General features: G+C 51.6%; 18 protein-coding genes. 6 read left to right on the plus strand and 12 right to left on the minus strand.

The window, feature by feature from the left end; genetic code table 11:
- Positions 1-86 precede the first annotated feature (86 nt).
- The 3 genes from ACFOFO_RS23475 to ACFOFO_RS23485 all read right to left on the minus strand — a co-directional run bounded on the left by ACFOFO_RS23475 (position 87) and on the right by ACFOFO_RS23485 (position 3,733).
- A complete protein-coding gene (locus ACFOFO_RS23475) occupies positions 87-1,022 on the minus strand; it encodes a DNA-binding protein (protein ID WP_390329558.1) in 936 nt (311 codons plus the stop codon).
- 1,275 nt (positions 1,023-2,297) lie between these two features.
- Positions 2,298-2,615: a hypothetical protein gene (locus ACFOFO_RS23480; RefSeq protein ID WP_390333078.1), complete on the minus strand. Its 318-nt coding sequence runs from the start codon at positions 2,613-2,615 to the stop codon at positions 2,298-2,300.
- A 269-nt stretch (positions 2,616-2,884) separates the two neighbouring features.
- Positions 2,885-3,733 carry a hypothetical protein gene (locus tag ACFOFO_RS23485; RefSeq protein WP_390333081.1) on the minus strand — a complete coding sequence of 283 codons (849 nt, stop codon included), beginning with the start codon at positions 3,731-3,733 and terminating at the stop codon, positions 2,885-2,887.
- A 523-nt stretch (positions 3,734-4,256) separates the two neighbouring features.
- Here ACFOFO_RS23485 and ACFOFO_RS23490 point away from each other — a divergent pair.
- Genes ACFOFO_RS23490 through traI form a run of 3 tightly spaced genes read left to right on the plus strand, consistent with a single transcriptional unit; the run spans position 4,257 to position 6,981 of the window.
- Positions 4,257-4,580, plus strand: coding sequence for a plasmid mobilization protein (locus tag ACFOFO_RS23490; RefSeq protein ID WP_390333083.1), 324 nt, complete (start codon positions 4,257-4,259; stop codon positions 4,578-4,580).
- A gap of 3 nt (positions 4,581-4,583) precedes the next feature.
- Positions 4,584-4,850, plus strand: a complete 267-nt coding sequence (locus ACFOFO_RS23495) for a hypothetical protein (protein ID WP_390329571.1) — start codon at positions 4,584-4,586, stop codon at positions 4,848-4,850.
- The gene (traI, locus tag ACFOFO_RS23500) at positions 4,840-6,981 is read left to right on the plus strand and encodes a TraI/MobA(P) family conjugative relaxase (RefSeq protein WP_390333085.1); all 2,142 of its coding nucleotides are present in this window, start codon (positions 4,840-4,842) and stop codon (positions 6,979-6,981) included. The genes ACFOFO_RS23495 and traI overlap by 11 nt, the downstream gene beginning before the upstream one ends.
- A 194-nt stretch (positions 6,982-7,175) precedes the next feature.
- On the opposite strand, the gene ACFOFO_RS23505 is transcribed toward traI, so the two are convergent.
- From ACFOFO_RS23505 to ACFOFO_RS23530, 6 genes are all read right to left on the minus strand, one after another.
- Positions 7,176-7,520, minus strand: coding sequence for a hypothetical protein (locus ACFOFO_RS23505; protein ID WP_390329578.1), 345 nt, complete (start codon positions 7,518-7,520; stop codon positions 7,176-7,178).
- A 119-nt stretch (positions 7,521-7,639) separates the two neighbouring features.
- Positions 7,640-7,978, minus strand: a complete 339-nt coding sequence (locus ACFOFO_RS23510) for a hypothetical protein (protein ID WP_390329581.1) — start codon at positions 7,976-7,978, stop codon at positions 7,640-7,642.
- Between the two features lie 196 nt (positions 7,979-8,174).
- The gene (locus ACFOFO_RS23515; protein ID WP_390333088.1) at positions 8,175-10,544 is read right to left on the minus strand and encodes a DEAD/DEAH box helicase family protein; all 2,370 of its coding nucleotides are present in this window, start codon (positions 10,542-10,544) and stop codon (positions 8,175-8,177) included.
- A complete protein-coding gene (locus tag ACFOFO_RS23520) occupies positions 10,537-12,468 on the minus strand; it encodes a site-specific DNA-methyltransferase (RefSeq protein WP_390333091.1) in 1,932 nt (643 codons plus the stop codon). The genes ACFOFO_RS23515 and ACFOFO_RS23520 overlap by 8 nt, the downstream gene beginning before the upstream one ends.
- Before the next feature lie 150 nt (positions 12,469-12,618).
- The gene (locus ACFOFO_RS23525; RefSeq protein ID WP_390329592.1) at positions 12,619-13,014 is read right to left on the minus strand and encodes a PIN domain-containing protein; all 396 of its coding nucleotides are present in this window, start codon (positions 13,012-13,014) and stop codon (positions 12,619-12,621) included.
- Complete coding sequence (locus tag ACFOFO_RS23530; protein WP_390329595.1) at positions 13,011-13,253, minus strand: AbrB/MazE/SpoVT family DNA-binding domain-containing protein; 243 nt, start codon at positions 13,251-13,253, stop codon at positions 13,011-13,013. Before ACFOFO_RS23530 ends, ACFOFO_RS23525 begins: the two co-directional genes overlap by 4 nt.
- Positions 13,254-13,388: 135 nt before the next feature.
- Between ACFOFO_RS23530 and ACFOFO_RS23535 the strand changes: the two genes are divergently transcribed.
- From ACFOFO_RS23535 to ACFOFO_RS23545, 3 genes are read left to right on the plus strand one after another with little or no spacing between them, the layout of a single operon-like run.
- Complete coding sequence (locus ACFOFO_RS23535; RefSeq protein ID WP_390329597.1) at positions 13,389-13,814, plus strand: LexA family protein; 426 nt, start codon at positions 13,389-13,391, stop codon at positions 13,812-13,814.
- 18 nt (positions 13,815-13,832) lie between these two features.
- Positions 13,833-15,104, plus strand: a complete 1,272-nt coding sequence (locus ACFOFO_RS23540; RefSeq protein WP_390329824.1) for a Y-family DNA polymerase — start codon at positions 13,833-13,835, stop codon at positions 15,102-15,104.
- A gap of 40 nt (positions 15,105-15,144) precedes the next feature.
- Complete coding sequence (locus tag ACFOFO_RS23545; protein WP_390333093.1) at positions 15,145-15,825, plus strand: SOS response-associated peptidase; 681 nt, start codon at positions 15,145-15,147, stop codon at positions 15,823-15,825.
- A gap of 307 nt (positions 15,826-16,132) precedes the next feature.
- On the opposite strand, the gene ACFOFO_RS23550 is transcribed toward ACFOFO_RS23545, so the two are convergent.
- The 3 genes from ACFOFO_RS23550 to ACFOFO_RS23560 form a co-directional block, all read right to left on the minus strand.
- On the minus strand, positions 16,133-16,297 hold the full coding sequence (locus ACFOFO_RS23550) for a hypothetical protein (RefSeq protein WP_390329600.1): 165 nt from the start codon (positions 16,295-16,297) through the stop codon (positions 16,133-16,135).
- Positions 16,298-16,550: 253 nt separating this feature from the next.
- Positions 16,551-16,742 carry a YqaE/Pmp3 family membrane protein gene (locus tag ACFOFO_RS23555; protein ID WP_390329605.1) on the minus strand — a complete coding sequence of 64 codons (192 nt, stop codon included), beginning with the start codon at positions 16,740-16,742 and terminating at the stop codon, positions 16,551-16,553.
- 85 nt (positions 16,743-16,827) lie between these two features.
- Entirely contained in the window at positions 16,828-17,544 is a 717-nt protein-coding gene (locus tag ACFOFO_RS23560) for a phospholipase D family protein (protein ID WP_390333096.1), read from the minus strand.
- Positions 17,545-17,553 lie beyond the last annotated feature (9 nt).

Below are 17,553 nucleotides of genomic sequence, written 5' to 3' on the forward strand. Positions count from 1 at the left end.
AGCGCCTGCTCGATTGCCGCTTTGTGCTTTGTCACGGCCACTCTCAATATCGACCGTTTTCAAGACACGCGCTTTTGCCATCGTCACTATTTTTTAGCTTTGGTCTGCCCCTGGCCGCCGTCCTTCGCCGCTGTCTTGAAAGCATCCAGCATTGCTGTTTGCTGGTCCTTCATTGCCCCTACCTGGCCGCGCAATGTGGCCGCATCCTCGCGGGCCTGGCTGGCTTCCTTGCGTGCCTGGTCAAGCTCGGATTGCACCGCGGCGAGCGTCTTGTGTTGCTCCTGGTACGTCCCTTGCGCTGCTTCGGCTTGTGCCGTCACGGTCGCCAGTTGCGCCCGTAGTGTCTCGGCCAACGCGACTCCGGCTTCGCGAGTGTCGGCCAGCGTAGCGGCGTCCTGCTCTGCCCTGGTCTTTGCGGCCGACAATTCGGCCCGCACCTGGCTTACGTCCCGGTGCGCGTGGTCAAGCTCGGCCCGCAAGTCGGTAGCGCGTCGCTCGATTTCCACTGTGCGGGCATCGGCTCGTTCTGCTGCTGCCTTAGCATCAGCCAACGCGCGGCGGGTGTCGTCAAGCTGACCGGCGATCTCGACAGCACGGTTAGCGGCCGCGACGCGCTGTCCCTCAATGTCCACAATCTTGGTTTGGGCAATTTCAAGCTCGGCGGCCTGGGCCTCATAGGCGTCGGAAAGCTGCTTGTTCAATATGTCGGCCTCGACCCGCTCGGCCTCCCACCCTGCTTGCGCGGCCCGCAAAGATTCATTCGCCATTTCCTGGGCTTGCTGCCACAACACGGCCAGCGCTTGGGTGTGATGCTGCTGAACAGTCTCCGGCACCTGGATCGCCACCGGAGCGGCTTGAGCCGTCTGCGCTCTACGCCACTCCTTCATTGCCGTGCTGGCATCGCCCATGCTGACCTTTGCGGCCTTGCGGACTGTATCAACGGTAGGAAAGCCGGCGCGGCCGGCTTGCTCGAAAAGCGTATCGGCGGCGGCAAAGATGCGGTCGCGGGTGTCCTTGTTCATTTCCATTTTGCCAGCCCTTGCGATAGTAAGTAGTAATGTAAGTAATATTACTACTATTACTACTTACTTTCAAACTATTTTTAAATCGCCCCGGCGCCAGGCGCAAAAAAACCCGCTCAAGGCGGGTTCGTTGTAACGGTCATCGACCGGACACATACATGCGGCGGCTCGGTGCCCAAACCATAGTCCCATTTCATTGCCTCACTCCATGCGTTCGCCATGCTGCTACGCAACTGTTCTACCATGCACGCGCTCTCACTAGATGAAGAATTCTGAAAGTCACTAGCCCTATGCCTATCCGACGATCAACCTTCGAGCAAAAATACCTCATTTTCGAGTCGCTTGTTCCACACCCATCGGGCGCCATGCTAAACCTTTAGGCATCCATGTTGATGAACTTGTTAGAGTTTCATTCGGCATGTCGTTTCAAAACGGCAACCAGGATGGGTTCCGGCATGACTCAAGGCGCTGCCTAAATTCGGGGCCAAGATCAGTACATGCAGATATGCATTGGGAAGAATCAGTCCTTTTGATGCATCGCTCAACACATGCGCTTGCTACACTTCGCATCATATCTAGGTCTTCGTCAGCTCTCTTAGTTGCAGTAAGTAACGAAAGCGGATCAAGGTCCGCGAAGCGAGGAACAATATAAAGTCGGAGTCGACGTAGAGCCGATTCGCGAGCGACTAGACCTTGTTGCATTTCAGCTAATGAATTTTGGATTTTTCGAGACTGTGCGGGGTCTTTCAGGATAGGATTTCCTGACTTAAGCAACCCATCAAGCTTCTGTATTCCCTCGCGCGCGATGTCCACTTCGAAAGCAACCATTGTTATACAGTAGGTCGCGCGTAACTCTGTGTCAGTTGGCAAACGCTGAGCCAATACGACCCGATATGGCAGTGATATGAAAATTACGACAGCAACAATTCGAAGAATTGAGTATCGCATCGTCGAGTTCTTATCGAATATCCCAGAGTTCGCAGGGCGCAATCGGGCAGAATTGCACCGCATGTGTTTGTCAGCATAATTCTAGACCATCCGTACTGCTGGTGCCTCCCCTCTGCGACCACCTCGTCATTGCCGCAGAGATTCCTAGGAAACATCCGGTAATTCACGTTGTCGAGTTCTCATTGCGATTCTTACGCGCCGTGGCCACCACTTTGCCAGCAATCGTCGCGACATGCGTCTGAAGACCGGCCTTGCCAGGCTGGAGCCAAACCAGTTCGCCATGCGGCGTACCTTGCGGTTCTCTCCAGCGTCCTTCAAAATCGGTGACTAAATCGACTGGCCGCATGATGCGTGTCTAGTGATCACCGCCGACCCTAGGGCATCAATCACTGAGTAACCTGGGTATTGCGTCAAAGCATCGCGCGTAAATCCGCCTACTGCTTCATCCACGGAATTAGCAACTCTAATACCCTGGATCAGTTTAATGACGATTCCATCCGAATTGCTGCGCAACACGCTAGAAACCATGTACTCCGTTTGACGACCAACGCTTAGAACGGCCTTTGCGAAGTCCGGCTGTTCCGCCAATGTAGGCAATGATTGGAAAGCGAGTACAACGGCGAAAAATTGAGTAATTAATTTCATTGATTTTCCCTGTCACTGATTAATTAGATTAAAACCAGTGTAACGTATTTAACGTTGAGCGCAACGAAAAATTAAATTATTTTTAACGTGACTATTAATACCTGTTCGCTTGCTGCGCGATCACAACCAAACCGCGCGGATAAAGTCGCAAGACAATCCGCCGACCTTGTTTTCGAGATCGGATAGCACGACATCTGCGAACTGTCTGAATTCGATCCAGTTGTTACATTTGGTGGTGACGGCGCCGTCGTTTTCCGACGTTGGAAATGTCAGATCACCGAAGGCATTGAGACGAAATCTTTGCTTGATTTTCCGTTGGTCGGAGCAATAATCCGGCCGGCCGTTCTCAGCAAATGGATCTGCTTTTTTGTAAGTGGCCCGACAAATGGAGCGCCTGAAGCGCTATACACGTGATCGTTTCTAATATCGAGATCTTCTATAATCTGCGACCTCTCTTCGGTTGCCATACTAATTGCTTCAAGCTGATCGACTGTCAAGGCCTCTGTAGCCGCAGCCTGGCCGACCGCCGTTGTCTGGATTGGCCGTGCCTCGGCTCTTAAATCTGTTTTTTCCCTGTTTACAATGCTCGGCCCCGAAGCTGGGGGCTTCGGGGCCGACGGGTTCGCCAGTGGCGAACCCGTCGTTTTTGAACCCGCGTCGGCGGGTTTTTTAATTTTTGCCGGCGAAGCCGGCTCTAATTGCGATAAGGCGTCGTATAGCTGGGGCGTCTGTGATTCCCCTCTGCGAAATTGGTATGCCAATTTCGCGCCGTGCTCTTGATGAACTTTTAAGCTATTGCTTTCGATTGCTTTCCTAACGCTGACGATCGAATTTGCGAATTTGGTCGCCTCTTTTGCCAAGTCCTCTTCTGTTTTTAATGAATAGTAGTAGCGTTCAAGCGTACTAATCCCAAGGAGTATCCCCGACTTCTCGAATATTTTTAATATTTCTTCGAATGACAATCCGCTCTTCCTGGCCGCGATCAGTGGACCAAGAAGCTGCTTAACCACTTCCAATTTTGCATGGCGATCGTCAGTTTTTTCACTATAGATTTCAGCCAGCAATAGCTGCCTGGCCTGCTCTATATTCTCCTTAGAGATCTTTCCGACAGTCGCCATTTTGCCATTCCTTCAGTCAGTTACATTGCAGTTAAATCTACTTAAATTATATCAATTGTAGTATGAAATAGTTGTAGTTGAAAGCTCTGTTTTCCATGTAGGCGTTGCTATCATTTGGAGTCCTTTTTTGAAGTCGCCTTCGATCCATGAATTCGTATTGCTTCAATGTGGCGCTCGCAAGTAGCTCTGAAGTGAGCAATTTCTGGCGAAATTGCTTGGAAAAAGCATCATATTTAAATACAGAAAAACATACAGAAAGTTATTCAGTAAATGACTACGTTCCGTCAGGGCAGGATGCCAGATAGGTGCCTCACGGGAACGTTCGGCCCTACCTGAAAAATCAACTTGGTTGCCTTCGGCCCCCTTCGCTGATTTTCCTTTCTGATTTCTCAGGGCTTCGCCCCGAGACCCGTTGTTAAAGCAGGGAAAAATCGATGCGTGCAAACAACATTGCATGATTGACAAATGCTGTGGTGTTTCCGACGTTGGAAACGGCTATTGTTTGTAGTAGAATAAAATTATTATGAGATTCAAAAAATCAGCTAATCCCAAATCCGCCCGGATAGTGGTCTATGCGACACCAGAAGACAAACAGTTGATAGACGCGAATGCTCGCGAAGCTCAACTCTCGGTGTCCGAGTACCTTATCAATGTGGGGTTGTCCAGGAAAATAAAATCTCAAATTGAGCAGCACGTTATCAACGAAGTGCGGACGACGGCAGACTTGTTGCGGGATTTTTATTTCAACGGAAAGCCGTTAAACGATATTCGAGTGGTTGAAGCGTTTGACCATATCGTTGCGATATTAACCACGCTAATTGCTCGAAAACCACGCGGGGCGAAATAGGTGATGAATTATTTTGAGGTCATTGGTTGCATATTTGGACTACTCGGAGCGCTACTTCTCGCTCTCAACAACCGTTACTCAGGTTTTGGTTTTTATGCATTTTTGGTTTCGAATCTTGCATGGATTGGATATGCGATCGTGCAATCCGTTGGCGGTCTGACCATTCAGCACATCGGCTTCTCGATCACTAGCTTGGTGGGGATTTATCGTTGGAGAGCCGGGAAAGCTTCGACCCAATACCTAGATGAGCCACAGAGCCGTGATCGTTAAGGTTCCCCCGGCCAGGCAGGACGGCGGATCTTCCTTTGAAGATCTTGAGGCTTACATCACTGAAGGCATCGAACAGTCAGGTAAAGACACTCAAAAAGGAAGCATAGAACGGTTAGCGCAGTACATCACAAAAGAAAGTGTGTTGGATGCGTTAGGCGAGGATGTTGAAAAGACAATCGCAGTTGAAATCGGTAATGTGACGACCCTGGACAATGCAGCCGGCGAAATGCGCGCTACCGCATCGTTCAATAAGCTTGTGACCAACCCTACCCTGCACTACATTCTGTCTTGGCCAGAGCGTGAAGTACCGGATACACAAGCCATATTCGCAGCCGCCCGATCGACGTTGAAGGCGCTTGGTATGAGCGATCACCAATACATCATTGCAATTCATGGTAACACTGACAATATTCACGCGCATATAGCGGCAAATCGGGTCCATCCGATAACCTATAAGGCCGTAAGGCTAGAATGGTTGCACAAGACTTTACACAAGGCCGCGCGCGAAATAGAAATTGAGCACGGCTGGACGCACGATAACGGGCTGTTCAAAGTCATCGAAATCAACGGCAAAAAACATGTCGTTGAAAACAATACATATGTCGATCCAGAGTTGGTGGGTGTTAAAGGGGCCGCAGCTTCGTTTGAAACGTGGCATGGCGAACAGTCGCTTGAAACTTGGTGCAAAGGCGTACCGGCAAAAGCGTTAAAAAAGATGCTGGCGAAACCCACTTCAACAACATGGCAGGACGTGCACCGAGAGCTTGCACAATTCGGCTTGGAGTTGCGGGATAGCGGCGGTCGCGGCATGCGAGTCTTCTCCCTTGACGCTTCAGGTGACGGCCAACAAGCAAAGAAGGAAATCAGTGTAGGCGCATCAAAGGCATTTCGCTTTTTGAAACGACAAGAGCTGGAAAAAAGATTCGGTGCCTTCGTACCTAGCACAAAGGATTTTTTTGAACCAAAAGAATCGCAGACTTACAAGCGCGATCCGGTGAAGCGCCTCGATCGGAAATTGGAACGCAAGGCCCTTCGCGATGCGCTCCATGTCCAATTTTTGGAAGAGCAAAAAATCGCCAGGATCAAGTACACGGTAGCGAAACGCGAGCTGGACATTGCTTTCAGGGCGGACGACACGGCTCGGCGCGATTTTATTGAACAACGATATACGCGCGATCGAGCGGCTATAAAATCAAAAATCGGCATTACTCCCGCTCAAAAGAAGCAAGAATTCGTGATCGCAAAATTGACGGTCATGCATTCGCGGCAGCAGTTAACGGAACAACTTGCCAACGAAAAGGCGCAGAGAAAACTCTTGCTCCCCCCTCTTCTTCCGTGGCGAGTTTGGGTAGAGGAACGGGCACTTACAGGCGACGAAGCGGCCATTAGTGCATTACGCGGTATGGTGTACCAGGAAAAGCGCGACGGAAAGCTACCAGCACAAGATCCGGCAGAAGAAGTCCTGGAAAACGCCATCAAGCCGGCTGTTATAACGATAACCGATCCGCTCGTTCGGAAACTCTCATCATTGGTTTGGAAAGTGCATAAGAACGGAACAGTTGCCTATAATTTCAAATCTGGCGACAACGGCTTCTTTGATGCCGGCGAAAAACTTACCTTTGGTCGCGCACATGTGACAGATGAGGCATTGGCGCTCGCGCTGCAGTATGCGAAGGACAAATGGAAAGGCGAACTAAGAATTACAGGCGGCGACGCCGCGTTTAAGGCCCGTGTAGCGCGTATGGCGAATCAACTTGGCATCGACCTACTAAACCCCGAATTGAAAGCGCTGCAGGTTCGATCTCGCGCGCCTGCCGCGCCTACCACGCCTACCCTCCCCTTGGCATCGGCGGCAGGACCAACGCGAAGAGAACAATCGATCGAGGATGAAATCCTTAACATCGCGCCAAACGCGGATGTTCAGCACGCCATCACTCAATTGAAACGATATAGCGGTAAGATCGTTTTTGAAAACAAGGAGTTTTTCGCGCAAAATATCGGTAAGGAGAAGTTTATCCTCCACGATAAGAAAGCATTCGGTCCCGAAATTCTTAAAAAGGGCGATCACGTTACGATCGCCTATAAATCTGGACAACCGACAGTGACACAAAGGATCGCAAAATCGCGGTGATTGAGCCGACGGTTATTCGATCAACTAGAAACCGTGGGCGCCTGACATTTCCAACGTCGGAAAAACAGGGCGGGCGCCCGATGCGCCCTTCCCCCTCCCCCTCTCCCACTACAATACACCAGTTCAGTTTCGCGACTCGCGCATGAAATTCCGGAGCATCACAGGAGACTGCCACGTTTGAGTTGCCATTTGCGCTACTTCACCAGCGCATCCAACTCACCCGCAAAATTACGCATAGCATTTGCCGCTGCCACAATCGCCTCTTTGTGGAACTCAGGATCATCAGCAAATTTCTCAAGTAAAACAGTACGGAGATCGATCAGTGCAATGCGTTTGAATTCAGGCTCGTCCCACATGAATTCAACCTCCAATGGACACGACTGTTGATAATGAGGCCCTGCTCCGAACGTGCTATTCAAATATGCAAGCCCACCTTCTAACGCACCATCCAAATAAGCCTTCACAGCCAATGCATATTCATGCTGATCGTTCTCGCATTCTGTTGTATTCGCCGCACTTCGCTGATTTAAGTTTGTCATGCCATGTTCCTATAGGGCGTTCGTAAAATCGACAAATTCATCTGAATTACGCCGATTGTTTAATCTGGAAGAAGACATCGAATTGCTGATCGCAAATAGCATACGGCCGACTCCCTTTTCTATTTGTGTAACGTGGCATTAATTGCGGCCTTAGCGCCCGGATGCCATACCCATCCGCTTCGTAGAGCGCGGCCCATCGCCGAAAGGATGCCATCCGGTAGCGGCATGCCTGGCGGATGTGAACAACATTCGCCGTGCGTGACCACTAGCCCCAAACCAAATCCCGCACAACGATCGATCGCAGCCGCAACGAATTCAGGAATATGGACAGTTTTAATATCAAGCCAGACGGTCGTGGAATCTCCGTGATTGTAGACGCGCATCGCCGCCATCATTGCATCCGCCAAAATTTTTTCAGCCTTCTCAACCGGAAGCACAGGTCCCACGTGCATTTGCATTACATGATGGCGGTTGTCTCCCACATCGATCCCATTGGGGCGAAATGATTCTCACGCGCCAGGTTCAGTGCAAATGCATCGTCAGCGTTGAATCCCATATAAATAACTTTCTCTTTGATTGAATTTGTAGATTTACACCACCTGTAAAGATCGTGACGTATTCATGTCATTTTCGCAGGGATCGGCAAAAAATATCCTACCGCAAGCACTCCTTAACAGCTTTTTCCAAATCGTCCATATGGATCGGCGTTGGACTACCGGATTTCATTTTCCATACTGTGTAGCCGCCTCTAATTGCTTTCCCACGAAGTTCGGTTTGCTTACCCTCGGTAATGAACCGCACGAGTAACTTGGTTTTGCCATGATCCTGAATATCGAAGAGTTTGCGCGCCACAGCATCAGTCAGGAGGTGTCCGCCCTTGGTATCGAGGCAATAAACTAAGTTGCCTTTCCAAACTATGAAATCCGGAAAAAACGAGGCCGTGTCGCCTTCCGACAGCAAAGGGATGTGGAACCCACCGCTGCTCGGGTTGCGGTGCCAGGTATTTCCCACTTTATCCAGCGCGTTCGCAAATACTAGTTCGAACTTGTTGAAACCGGCGTAGCGCTCGTAAAGTCCATTGGTAAATGAGAGGCCACTTTTCGGAACACGAAGGACGCCAAACTGGAAGGGCTTCAGGCTTTCATACACCAATTCGGATTGCTGGTAAAAGGATCCCACCACTTCGGCTGCGAGTTTTTCGGCATGTTTATTGGCGGTGCTTTGCACCTGCACACGTACGTCGAACTTGGGGTCTTTCAAGTCGATAACGGCCAGCGCTCGCGATGATCTCGTTTTCACCGCGGTGTTCACAAGCCAGCGGAGACGCACCGGATTGGTATGCCCTTCAGTCTTCCATTCGATGACTCTGCCGTCCTTGCCAGGTTCGATGAGTTCGACGACATGCGACGTGGTATGTGCTTGACCAATCGTGTCGATGCTGCCTTCTGCAAACGTTGGAAAATCACCGATGATTTCAGCGATTCGCTCACGTGCGGCTTCGGAATCGACGTAAATGTGGTGCAGATTTACCTGGACGTCTTCTTTCGGGTGCAGGTCATCGGCACCAGCATTACCCCCGCCGAAGTTCTCCACGATCTCAATCGGGGCGCCTTCGGCCTTCAGCTTCGCCTTCACACCGCTGATCGCTTCGGTGAAAACGCTCTGTTTGTCCACGCGAAGGAAAAAGTGGGCACTATTCAGTAATGGGTTCTCGTAGTGCTTCGCGTCGTATTGCCGGAGCACGCGACCAATGAGCTGTTCCACTTGGATCGACGAACCCATGCTTTTGTCGATGTACGCCAGATAGCAGGCGGGATCGTCCCAACCTTCTTGCAAGGACAGATTGAAAATGATGTGTTGAAAGTTGCCGGCTTGGAAATCGTCGAAGTCGTTCTCGCCTTTGGAGAACAGGTTGACTTCATCAGGTTTGTTGCCGTCGATGAAAGTCAGGTTCGCATAGATGGCGATGTCCTTCGGACTGACCCCTTTTATTTCCACCAAGTAGCGCCAAATACGAATCGGCGGTGCGTTCCTGTGTTCGAATGGTTTGGTATGATCGTCTTTTTCGCCGTCGTCCGCGATGTTGGTTTTACAGACGTAAATCGCTTTCGGCTTGACGCTCAACCCACGGTTGGTGATCTCCTCGTCGAGAATGTCCAGACGTTTCATTAAGTCGTCGAGGCATTTTTCCATCGGGGCGGTGCTGCCGTCGAACTGGATGGCTTTTTTGACTAGTTGCGCTTCGACCACTTTGTCGCTACTGACGGCGGTTGTGATGAACCGTTGCGGGTCCGGTTTCCCTTGGTCGTTGAGTGCGCCCAACCGTTCAAGAGCCGGCGCATCGTCGGCATCGTCTTCAACCCATTGTTTGATGTACCGGATGACCGATTTGTTGAAGTTATCCGGCAGTTTGAGCGTGGCACTGGCCAGCAAGTAGGCATCCGGTTCGAGCTCGGCCAGCAATTCCGTTTGCTGCGGCGAGAGATTGTGCCCCTCGTCATAGACGATCAGCAGCGGACGGCGCTTGCCGTTGTCGCAACGCTGGATCAAGCGCTCCCAGGGGGACTTATCACCAAACAGGTCGTTGTCACGCTTGTAGATGTTCAACGCGCCTTCGGACTGGTTCTGGTTGTTGAACAGGCCCGTGGTGGCCATGATCATCAGCGGAGTCGAGCTGTCCGCGATGTATTGCGGGGTCAACTGGGACACGTTGATCACGCTGAAGCCGTCGATGATGTCGCTGTATTTGCCGCCTGGCGAAAAGTTCGTGTAGGTCTGCGCAACCACCGATTTGGCCTTCGACATCCAGAACACGATCGGTTCGGCGGCGAAATGCCCACGCATCAATGCCACTGCCTGGGCAAGGATCGGGGTTTTTCCGGCCCCTGTCAGTGCAGACAGGGCTTGAAAAAAAGCGCGTGACTGATGCCCTTTCCGAGGCCGAGATGGATGGTTGGCAAAAAAAGCATAACGATCTGCGATGAGCTTGGCACTGTCGGCCTGGAACACTTTCAGGTCAAGCATGCATAGCCTCTTCATTGTTGAACGCGTCGGAGCGTGGGTTGAAGCCGATGTGTTCCAACACCTTGTCCGGGATTTTGTAGAACTCGATTCCCGTGCCCGTGTAAGGAGCCATGGCGGCATACACGTGGTAGCGCGAACCTAACTTCGCTGCATTGGCTTCTTGAACAATTCCCTTGAAGGCATCGCGGTTCAAAATCGAAGGGCTATCGGGCGAATCCCATATGAGGAAAAAACCCTCTTCTTTAGTGTTTACCCCGAACAGGTAACGATTCTCCTTGTTCGGCGGCAAACGACGCAGATACGACTTTGCCTTCTCGGCTTTGTCCCAGTAGCTAGTCAGCAGCAGGTCAATCATTTCCTCACGAGCCAAAGTATTGACCGCTTCGGCATCAATCTTTTCGCGCTTGAGTTCGATGAACCGGAAGCCTCCAGGGATTCCCGCGCGCTTGCCGGATGCCCAGTTTCCGTTGATGGCACGACGAACCCTCTCAGCAGTGAGCGAGCGAGCATAGTGATCACCCTTGTCAGTATTTCCCTGCTCAATCAAGATGAATCGCCGGTTTGCGCCCGATTCGTGATTAAGCTCTACAACGGCGTGGCCTGTTGTACCGGAGCCAGCAAACGGATCGAGCACGATGCCGTCAGGACGGCACCACAATTGGATGATCTTCTTGATCAACCGAAGCGGCTTAACGGTCTTAAAGTCGTGCCCTTTGCCGACTACGGCATCGAGTTCATTAATTCCTGTCTGGCTGTGCCCAGACTCTTCGTGCGCCCACGATTGGCTATCGATTTGGAGAGGAGCGTCATAGTCTTCGCTAGCCCAGTATGTCATGGGCACGACGCCGCGCCTGACGTCCTTCAGGTATTTCTTTAGACGGAAAGCCCCCATGCCATTGTCGCGCCAGTAGCCAATAGGCCAGGTTCCTTTCTCCAATATTTCTTGTGCTCGTTTGCGCGCTTCGGCAAGACTACCTTTGATTACAAGCGCTGGGGCTCGTCCGTCGTCGAGAGATTTCGCGACGTATGTTGATCCCCAACCTTCGAGCATTTTCTTAATGCGCGCCTTCTCTGCAGCCCAGCAACGGCCTTCCGACGGGTACATCATTTCGCCCGTGAACGGAGATTGAATAGCATATACCTGACCGTAGTGCGTGTCAGCGCCTGGACCAGTTAAGTCGCCTGGCGCCCAAGGTTCAGGATCGCCATCCTGCGAAGCGTAGCGGGCGTCCATTGCCGCGGTACGGTCTAAGAATTTTGTCTTAGAGCGGTCAATGTTTTTTGCGTAGATAAGCACATACTCGGTCGCAGTCGAGACTTGACTCTTGCCGCCAACGTTGTTCTTTGGCGCGTAACTCTTCTGCCAATTGATGATAGCTATGCGGTTGTCTTCCTTAAAAACCTCATCCATCAACATGCCGAGGCGATACAACTCGCGATGGTCAATACAAATAGCGATAACTCCGCCTGGCTTCAGCATTTCGCGCATCATCCAGACACGTGGCGTCATGAACTTCAACCATTTGCTGTGGCGAGACCCGTCATCTTTCGGCACCAATTCGCCTAGGTCTGGGTCGTTGGGGTCTTTGTCCCATTTATCGTTGTAACGGAAGTCTTCACCGGTGTTGTATGGCGGATCGGTGACGATCAAATCAACTTGGCCACGGTATTTGTAGAGCGTGACCATGGTAGACAGGTTTTCACCGTCCCAGATTTCGTTTTCCGACTGAAGGCTTTCATCACCAGCGGAGTATTTTTTGATGATGCGACTCAGCTTCGGCTTAACCTGGCGAATGATCTGCCACGGAGCGGTTCTCCCCGTGTAGTTCATGATGATTCCGTCTTTGCCTGCATCGAGCAGCGCCGTATCGTGCTCTTGAAGCATACGGATCAGCGCCGACCTCGGAAGTTGTTCGTAATCCATCGTTAACCTTTGTTCTGCAATGCAGTGCGCCCCGCCAATCCGGGTGAACTACTCCCGTGACGCCGTTGGTTGAGGGCTTGTGGAAAAACCTTGTATTTTAGCGCCAAGGAAGGGTTCCACTGACGATCGCGATAGTTTTATTTCCTCTTTTCAATTCACAAGCCGCATGCCAGCAGTCTTTGCTGCATTTCCATCAAAGGTAACGGTATATTCGCAACCTACCTTGTTCGCGGATCGCTCGATGAGGCAATCCGAAAAATCTGCTTTTGATCCCGCAAAAATACTTAGTGCTTTGATCGCTGTTTCAGCGTTTTCCACCGCCAACTCTTGGGTTCGAAGTAGCATTTCAAGAATTTCGACGATCTCCGACTTGGTCGCGTTGTAGCAGCCCTGCATCACCCACACTAATTCAACAAGCGACACGAGCGTAATGAACCCCGGTTCTTCGTTGGACAGCGCATTGATTACGGCCGTAGCGCGTGGTGACTGCTTCGGATCGTCCTGAGCGATGTATCGCACCAGGACATTGGTATCAAGACCTATCATCGCGCTTTGGCTCCCTGCGAGGCAATTGCTTCATTCATACTCTCGATCGTCACAGGCATAGCAGGCTTGCGCAGCATGCCCTTCAGGGCTAGGACGGGACTGGTAGCCGGGACGATTGCGTACTTGCCTTTTTCGATTTCAACAAATTCAATCCGGCTGCCGGCGTCGAGACCAAGTGCAGCCCGAACGGCTGCCGGGATAGTGATCTGACCTTTTGAGGTTACCGTTGCTGTTGACATGATAATCCTTTCATTCTTACATATACCTTACTTTAATGTAAGGCATGAAAATTGTCAAGGAGCAGGATTGAATAAAAGAGGCACTTGCCGAACTTCACGAGCTTACATATACTGTACGAACATACAGTATAAATTATGAATGCTCCGGTCCCTCTTTCTTCCCTTCCCTTGGTGTTGACCTTGTTTGACGCGGCGGTTTGCGCCGGCTTTCCGTCGCCGGCCGCTGACTATGCGCAGCGCCGGATCAACCTGAATGAACATCTGCTGGTGAACGAGCAGGCCTCGTTCCTGTTTCGGGTACGTGGCCTTTCCATGATAGGCATAGGCATTTATGACGGTGATACCTTAATTGTCGATCGCTCGATTACGCCTGCGCACAACCATATCGTGCTGGCCATCGTCGATGAGGAATTCACCGTGAAACGTCTTTACCGGCGCGGATCCGATGTGAGGTTATTGGCAGAGAACCCGGCGTATCCTCCGATTGTGCTAAAGGAAGGGCAGGAATTGCGCATTTGGGGTGTTGTCACATTCAACTTGCACAAGCTACTGAATGTATGAGGCGATGGAGTGGGCGGTATGCAGGGAAAGACTCGCAGTATCGCACTGGTTGACTGCAACAATTTTTATGTGTCTTGTGAGCGCGTGTTCCGGCCGGATCTGCAAAATCGGCCGGTAATAATTTTATCCAACAATGATGGCTGCGCTGTTTCAAGGAGTAATGAGGCAAAGGCACTGGGCGTCAAAATGGGCGTGCCTGTCTTCAAGATCCGTGACCTGGTGCGAGAGCATGGGATCGAGGTGTTCTCATCGAACTACGTGCTGTATGCCGACATGAGCAACCGGGTCATGTCGATACTGAGCCAGTTCTCTCCGGTCCGGGAGGTCTACAGCATCGATGAGGCCTTCCTGGATCTGACGGGATTCACTGATATCCAGGAGCGGGCACGCTCGATGAGGGAGCGCGTGTACCAGGAGACCGGCATTCCAGTTTGCGTCGGCATTGGACCATCAAAAACGCTGGCCAAGCTGGCCAACTTCGTGGCCAAGCGGCACCCGCGGTCCAATGGGGACTTCAATTTCAATCTGCTTTCCAAGTCCCAACTCAACAGCGTTCTGCGTAATATCCCGACCGAAGAGGTCTGGGGCATCGGGCGCCGTCTAACTGCAGCTTTGAGCAGCCTTGGGGTCGAAACGGTCCTGCAGCTGCGCGACGCGGACGCCCCCAGCATGCGCCAGCGCTTCGGCGTGGTGATGGAAAAAACTATGCGGGAGTTGCGCGGTGAGCCCTGTATCGAGTTGGAAGAGCTGGCGCCGGCCAAGAAGCAGATCATCAACAGCCGGTCCTTTGGCCAAGCCGTGACCGCGATCGAGGATCTGCAGGACGCCCTTGCCCACTTCGTCAGTAACGCGGCCAAGAAGCTGCGCGATCAACACTCTATCGCCGGCATGCTGCAGGTGTTCATCATGACGGATCGATTCAGGGAGGACCGCCCCCAATACTGTCCGAGCGTCACCATCCCACTCACGACGCCAACCGCGAATAGCATGACGCTGCAGGGCTGGGCGCTGGCTGGCCTAGCATCCATGTACAAATCGGGCTTTCATTATAAGAAGGCCGGCGTCATCCTGAGCGAGGTCTGTGATGCCTCCCGTTATCAAGGGGATCTGTTCGCGGCCGTTCCGGAAGATCCTGCGCTCATGACAACGCTGGATGAGATCAATGCCAGGTACGGCAAGGGCACGGTAAAACTCAGTCAGGACGGCTCAAGGCAATCGTGGAAGATGCGACAAGAGCGTAAGTCGCCTGAATACACCACCAATTGGGACGAATTGCCGGTCTGCGGGTAAGGTTTATACTGCCTGGAACGCAAATTTAAGGACCGCTACCATGTGTGTGAACTATTTGCCAGCGTCCCGCGAAGAACTCGAAAATGACTTCAATGCTCCCGTTCAAGGCGAGTTCGATTGGAAAGCAGAGACATGGCAAGACTATCCTGCCCCAATCATCATCGGGCAGGAAGGGCGAAGAAAGGCCGTTGTCGGGCTGTATAGCATGATCCCAAAGGCACATATCCCGCCTGGCGTTAAAAGGTTCAGCACGATGAATGCCCGTGCCGAGTCGATTGACACGCTCCGCAGCTATGCGAAGCACTGGCGAGAGGGACGGCTGTGCCTCGTACCGATGACCAGGTTTTTTGAGCCCAACTACGAATCCGGGTCGCCTGTACGCTGGAAGATTGCCATGGCCGATGCGTCGCCGTTTGCCGTTGCAGGCCTGTATCGAACCTGGGAAGAACCGGACGGCACTGAATCTTTTTCATTCACCCAGATCACGATCAATGCCGAAGATCACCCACTGATGCGGCGATTCCATAAGCCCGGAGCCGAGAAACGCTCGCTTGTCATCGTGCCAGCCGGCGACTACGATCATTGGCTGGAATGCCGGGATTCCGAACGCGCCAGGACGTACCTGCGTCATTACCCAGTTGAGCTTATGGCTGCGATGCCAGCTCCAAAAGACGCCTCTAAAAAATCAGAGAATGCCGTGAACCAAAGTTTGTTTGGATAGCCGATTTTTCGATCTGGAATCTTCATTAGGTGAGATCACCGCTCACCAAAGATTTAAACACATCGTATGGCTCTTGAACGTGGAGCTTTCGAACACCATGTATCACGCCACCTCCCTCGCCAGCATCTTCGTCCATGTAGTCGTCCGGCTCCAGGTGTGAATGGTTAGTAAGTGGTGAGACGCAGCAGAGACGATGGATCAGCTACTGATTAGATAACACCGCCGTTATTTTGGACTATCACATTTAAAATCAATCACTTACGAATGTCTCATCAGTAGCTGATTTATCCCATTTATTGCTGATAGTTCACACCAGGAGCGTGATTGTGGTATGGATACCAGTCTGGCCGTATTGGGCTTCGACATCCACGAAGGTCGCGATCTGGTCCACTCGAATGCTGCCCTTTCTCGCAGCCGCGTTGGTATCTGATGAATCACCTACGATAGTCAATTCCACAAATCTTGTGCTCACGGTTTTTCCTCGACTCAAATCACAGTTACCCAGGCTGTTTGCGCTTTTCAAAATGTGGTCGGTTTGGTTGAAACGTCACACCACCGTCCCACTCAAGCGTCACAACGGCGCCGCATACCGTACAGGTTGCGGATTCGCCGGCATGCCCGTCACCAGGCAGGTGCATTTCGCCGTTATAACCGCACTTGGCACACTTGTAGACGTACAAAACGAGATTGGCTTTCACGGTTTACCTCGACGCCCTTATGCATGTTCAAAGTGTTTGCAACGCCTTCTCGATCTTCTTATCGGTCTTGTACTGACCCAGCGCATAAACCGCCCAGATCGTCGCTGGAATCCATCCGATCAAGGTCAGTTGCAAAATCAGGCAAATGATGCCGGCGAATGGGCGTCCGATCGTGAAAAACGTCAACCAGGGGAGAAACAGAGAGATAAGTAAACGCATGTGACGGAAAACCTTTCAAAATGCCCCTGATGCCGCGAGGTGCCGGAATAGGCGATTGCCTGGTACTGCTTTTCCTAACTATTACTCAAACAGGGTGAAAGTCTTCCGGCCAAAGAAAATAAGGGCCAAACCGTGACTTGGCAATGAACTCAACGCCGGCCTGTTCGCCCTTCACTGCCAGAGCATGCTTGCCATCACGCAGTTCGATGTGGCCGGATGCGACGGCTCGTTCCAGGAGTTCGTTTGTCTTGATTCCAAGTTTCTGGCCCAACTTGGATGAGGTGATCTTTCCAGCAGTTTCTTCGCTATCGGACTTTCCGGCATCTGCATTGGATTTGCCATCAGGCTCGCTGGCCACCCGCTCAAGGGAGATACGCACTTCATCGCTAATCCGAATGATCCTCTGAGCTTCCTCGTAAGCGTCCTTGTAGAGCGTGCCATCTTCCGAGCGTCGAATCAGGATACCCATCTCGTTATTGTTGACCTGGCTGAACTCGTACAGGTTCAGACTGGTGACAATGCACAGCTCTTCGTTCATGTAGCACTTGGCGTGCAGGTTCTTGCAGAAACTGGTTCGAATGTAGGTGAGTCCACGTAGCCACTCGATTTCTTGGGGTTGCAATTCGCTCTTTCCATACACAATTCGTACATCAATTTTGAGTCGGTTCTTGTCGGCGAGAAGTTCTTTCATTCTGTCGTTGAGCTTTAGGAATGGACTGATCAATATCAGGCGATCCGTCGCTTCTTTGATCATTTCTTCAAGGAAGTAATTAGTAGCGCTCGTGTTCAAAAACTTTGCCATCGCTCATTT

This window comes from Pseudundibacterium arcticum (assembly GCF_042646465.1).
Classification (GTDB): Bacteria; Pseudomonadota; Gammaproteobacteria; order Burkholderiales; family Burkholderiaceae_D; genus Undibacterium_A; species Undibacterium_A arcticum.

Coding starts and splice junctions, on each gene's coding strand:
- ACFOFO_RS23475 (WP_390329558.1), bottom strand. CDS start 1,022: ATGAACAAGGACACCCGCGACCGCATCTTTGCCGCCGCCGATACGCTT.
- ACFOFO_RS23480 (WP_390333078.1), bottom strand. CDS start 2,615: ATGAAATTAATTACTCAATTTTTCGCCGTTGTACTCGCTTTCCAATCA.
- ACFOFO_RS23485 (WP_390333081.1), bottom strand. CDS start 3,733: ATGGCGACTGTCGGAAAGATCTCTAAGGAGAATATAGAGCAGGCCAGG.
- ACFOFO_RS23490 (WP_390333083.1), top strand. CDS start 4,257: ATGAGATTCAAAAAATCAGCTAATCCCAAATCCGCCCGGATAGTGGTC.
- ACFOFO_RS23495 (WP_390329571.1), top strand. CDS start 4,584: ATGAATTATTTTGAGGTCATTGGTTGCATATTTGGACTACTCGGAGCG.
- ACFOFO_RS23505 (WP_390329578.1), bottom strand. CDS start 7,520: ATGACAAACTTAAATCAGCGAAGTGCGGCGAATACAACAGAATGCGAG.
- ACFOFO_RS23510 (WP_390329581.1), bottom strand. CDS start 7,978: ATGCAAATGCACGTGGGACCTGTGCTTCCGGTTGAGAAGGCTGAAAAA.
- ACFOFO_RS23515 (WP_390333088.1), bottom strand. CDS start 10,544: ATGCTTGACCTGAAAGTGTTCCAGGCCGACAGTGCCAAGCTCATCGCA.
- ACFOFO_RS23520 (WP_390333091.1), bottom strand. CDS start 12,468: ATGGATTACGAACAACTTCCGAGGTCGGCGCTGATCCGTATGCTTCAA.
- ACFOFO_RS23525 (WP_390329592.1), bottom strand. CDS start 13,014: ATGATAGGTCTTGATACCAATGTCCTGGTGCGATACATCGCTCAGGAC.
- ACFOFO_RS23530 (WP_390329595.1), bottom strand. CDS start 13,253: ATGTCAACAGCAACGGTAACCTCAAAAGGTCAGATCACTATCCCGGCA.
- ACFOFO_RS23535 (WP_390329597.1), top strand. CDS start 13,389: ATGAATGCTCCGGTCCCTCTTTCTTCCCTTCCCTTGGTGTTGACCTTG.
- ACFOFO_RS23540 (WP_390329824.1), top strand. CDS start 13,833: ATGCAGGGAAAGACTCGCAGTATCGCACTGGTTGACTGCAACAATTTT.
- ACFOFO_RS23545 (WP_390333093.1), top strand. CDS start 15,145: ATGTGTGTGAACTATTTGCCAGCGTCCCGCGAAGAACTCGAAAATGAC.
- ACFOFO_RS23555 (WP_390329605.1), bottom strand. CDS start 16,742: ATGCGTTTACTTATCTCTCTGTTTCTCCCCTGGTTGACGTTTTTCACG.
- ACFOFO_RS23560 (WP_390333096.1), bottom strand. CDS start 17,544: ATGGCAAAGTTTTTGAACACGAGCGCTACTAATTACTTCCTTGAAGAA.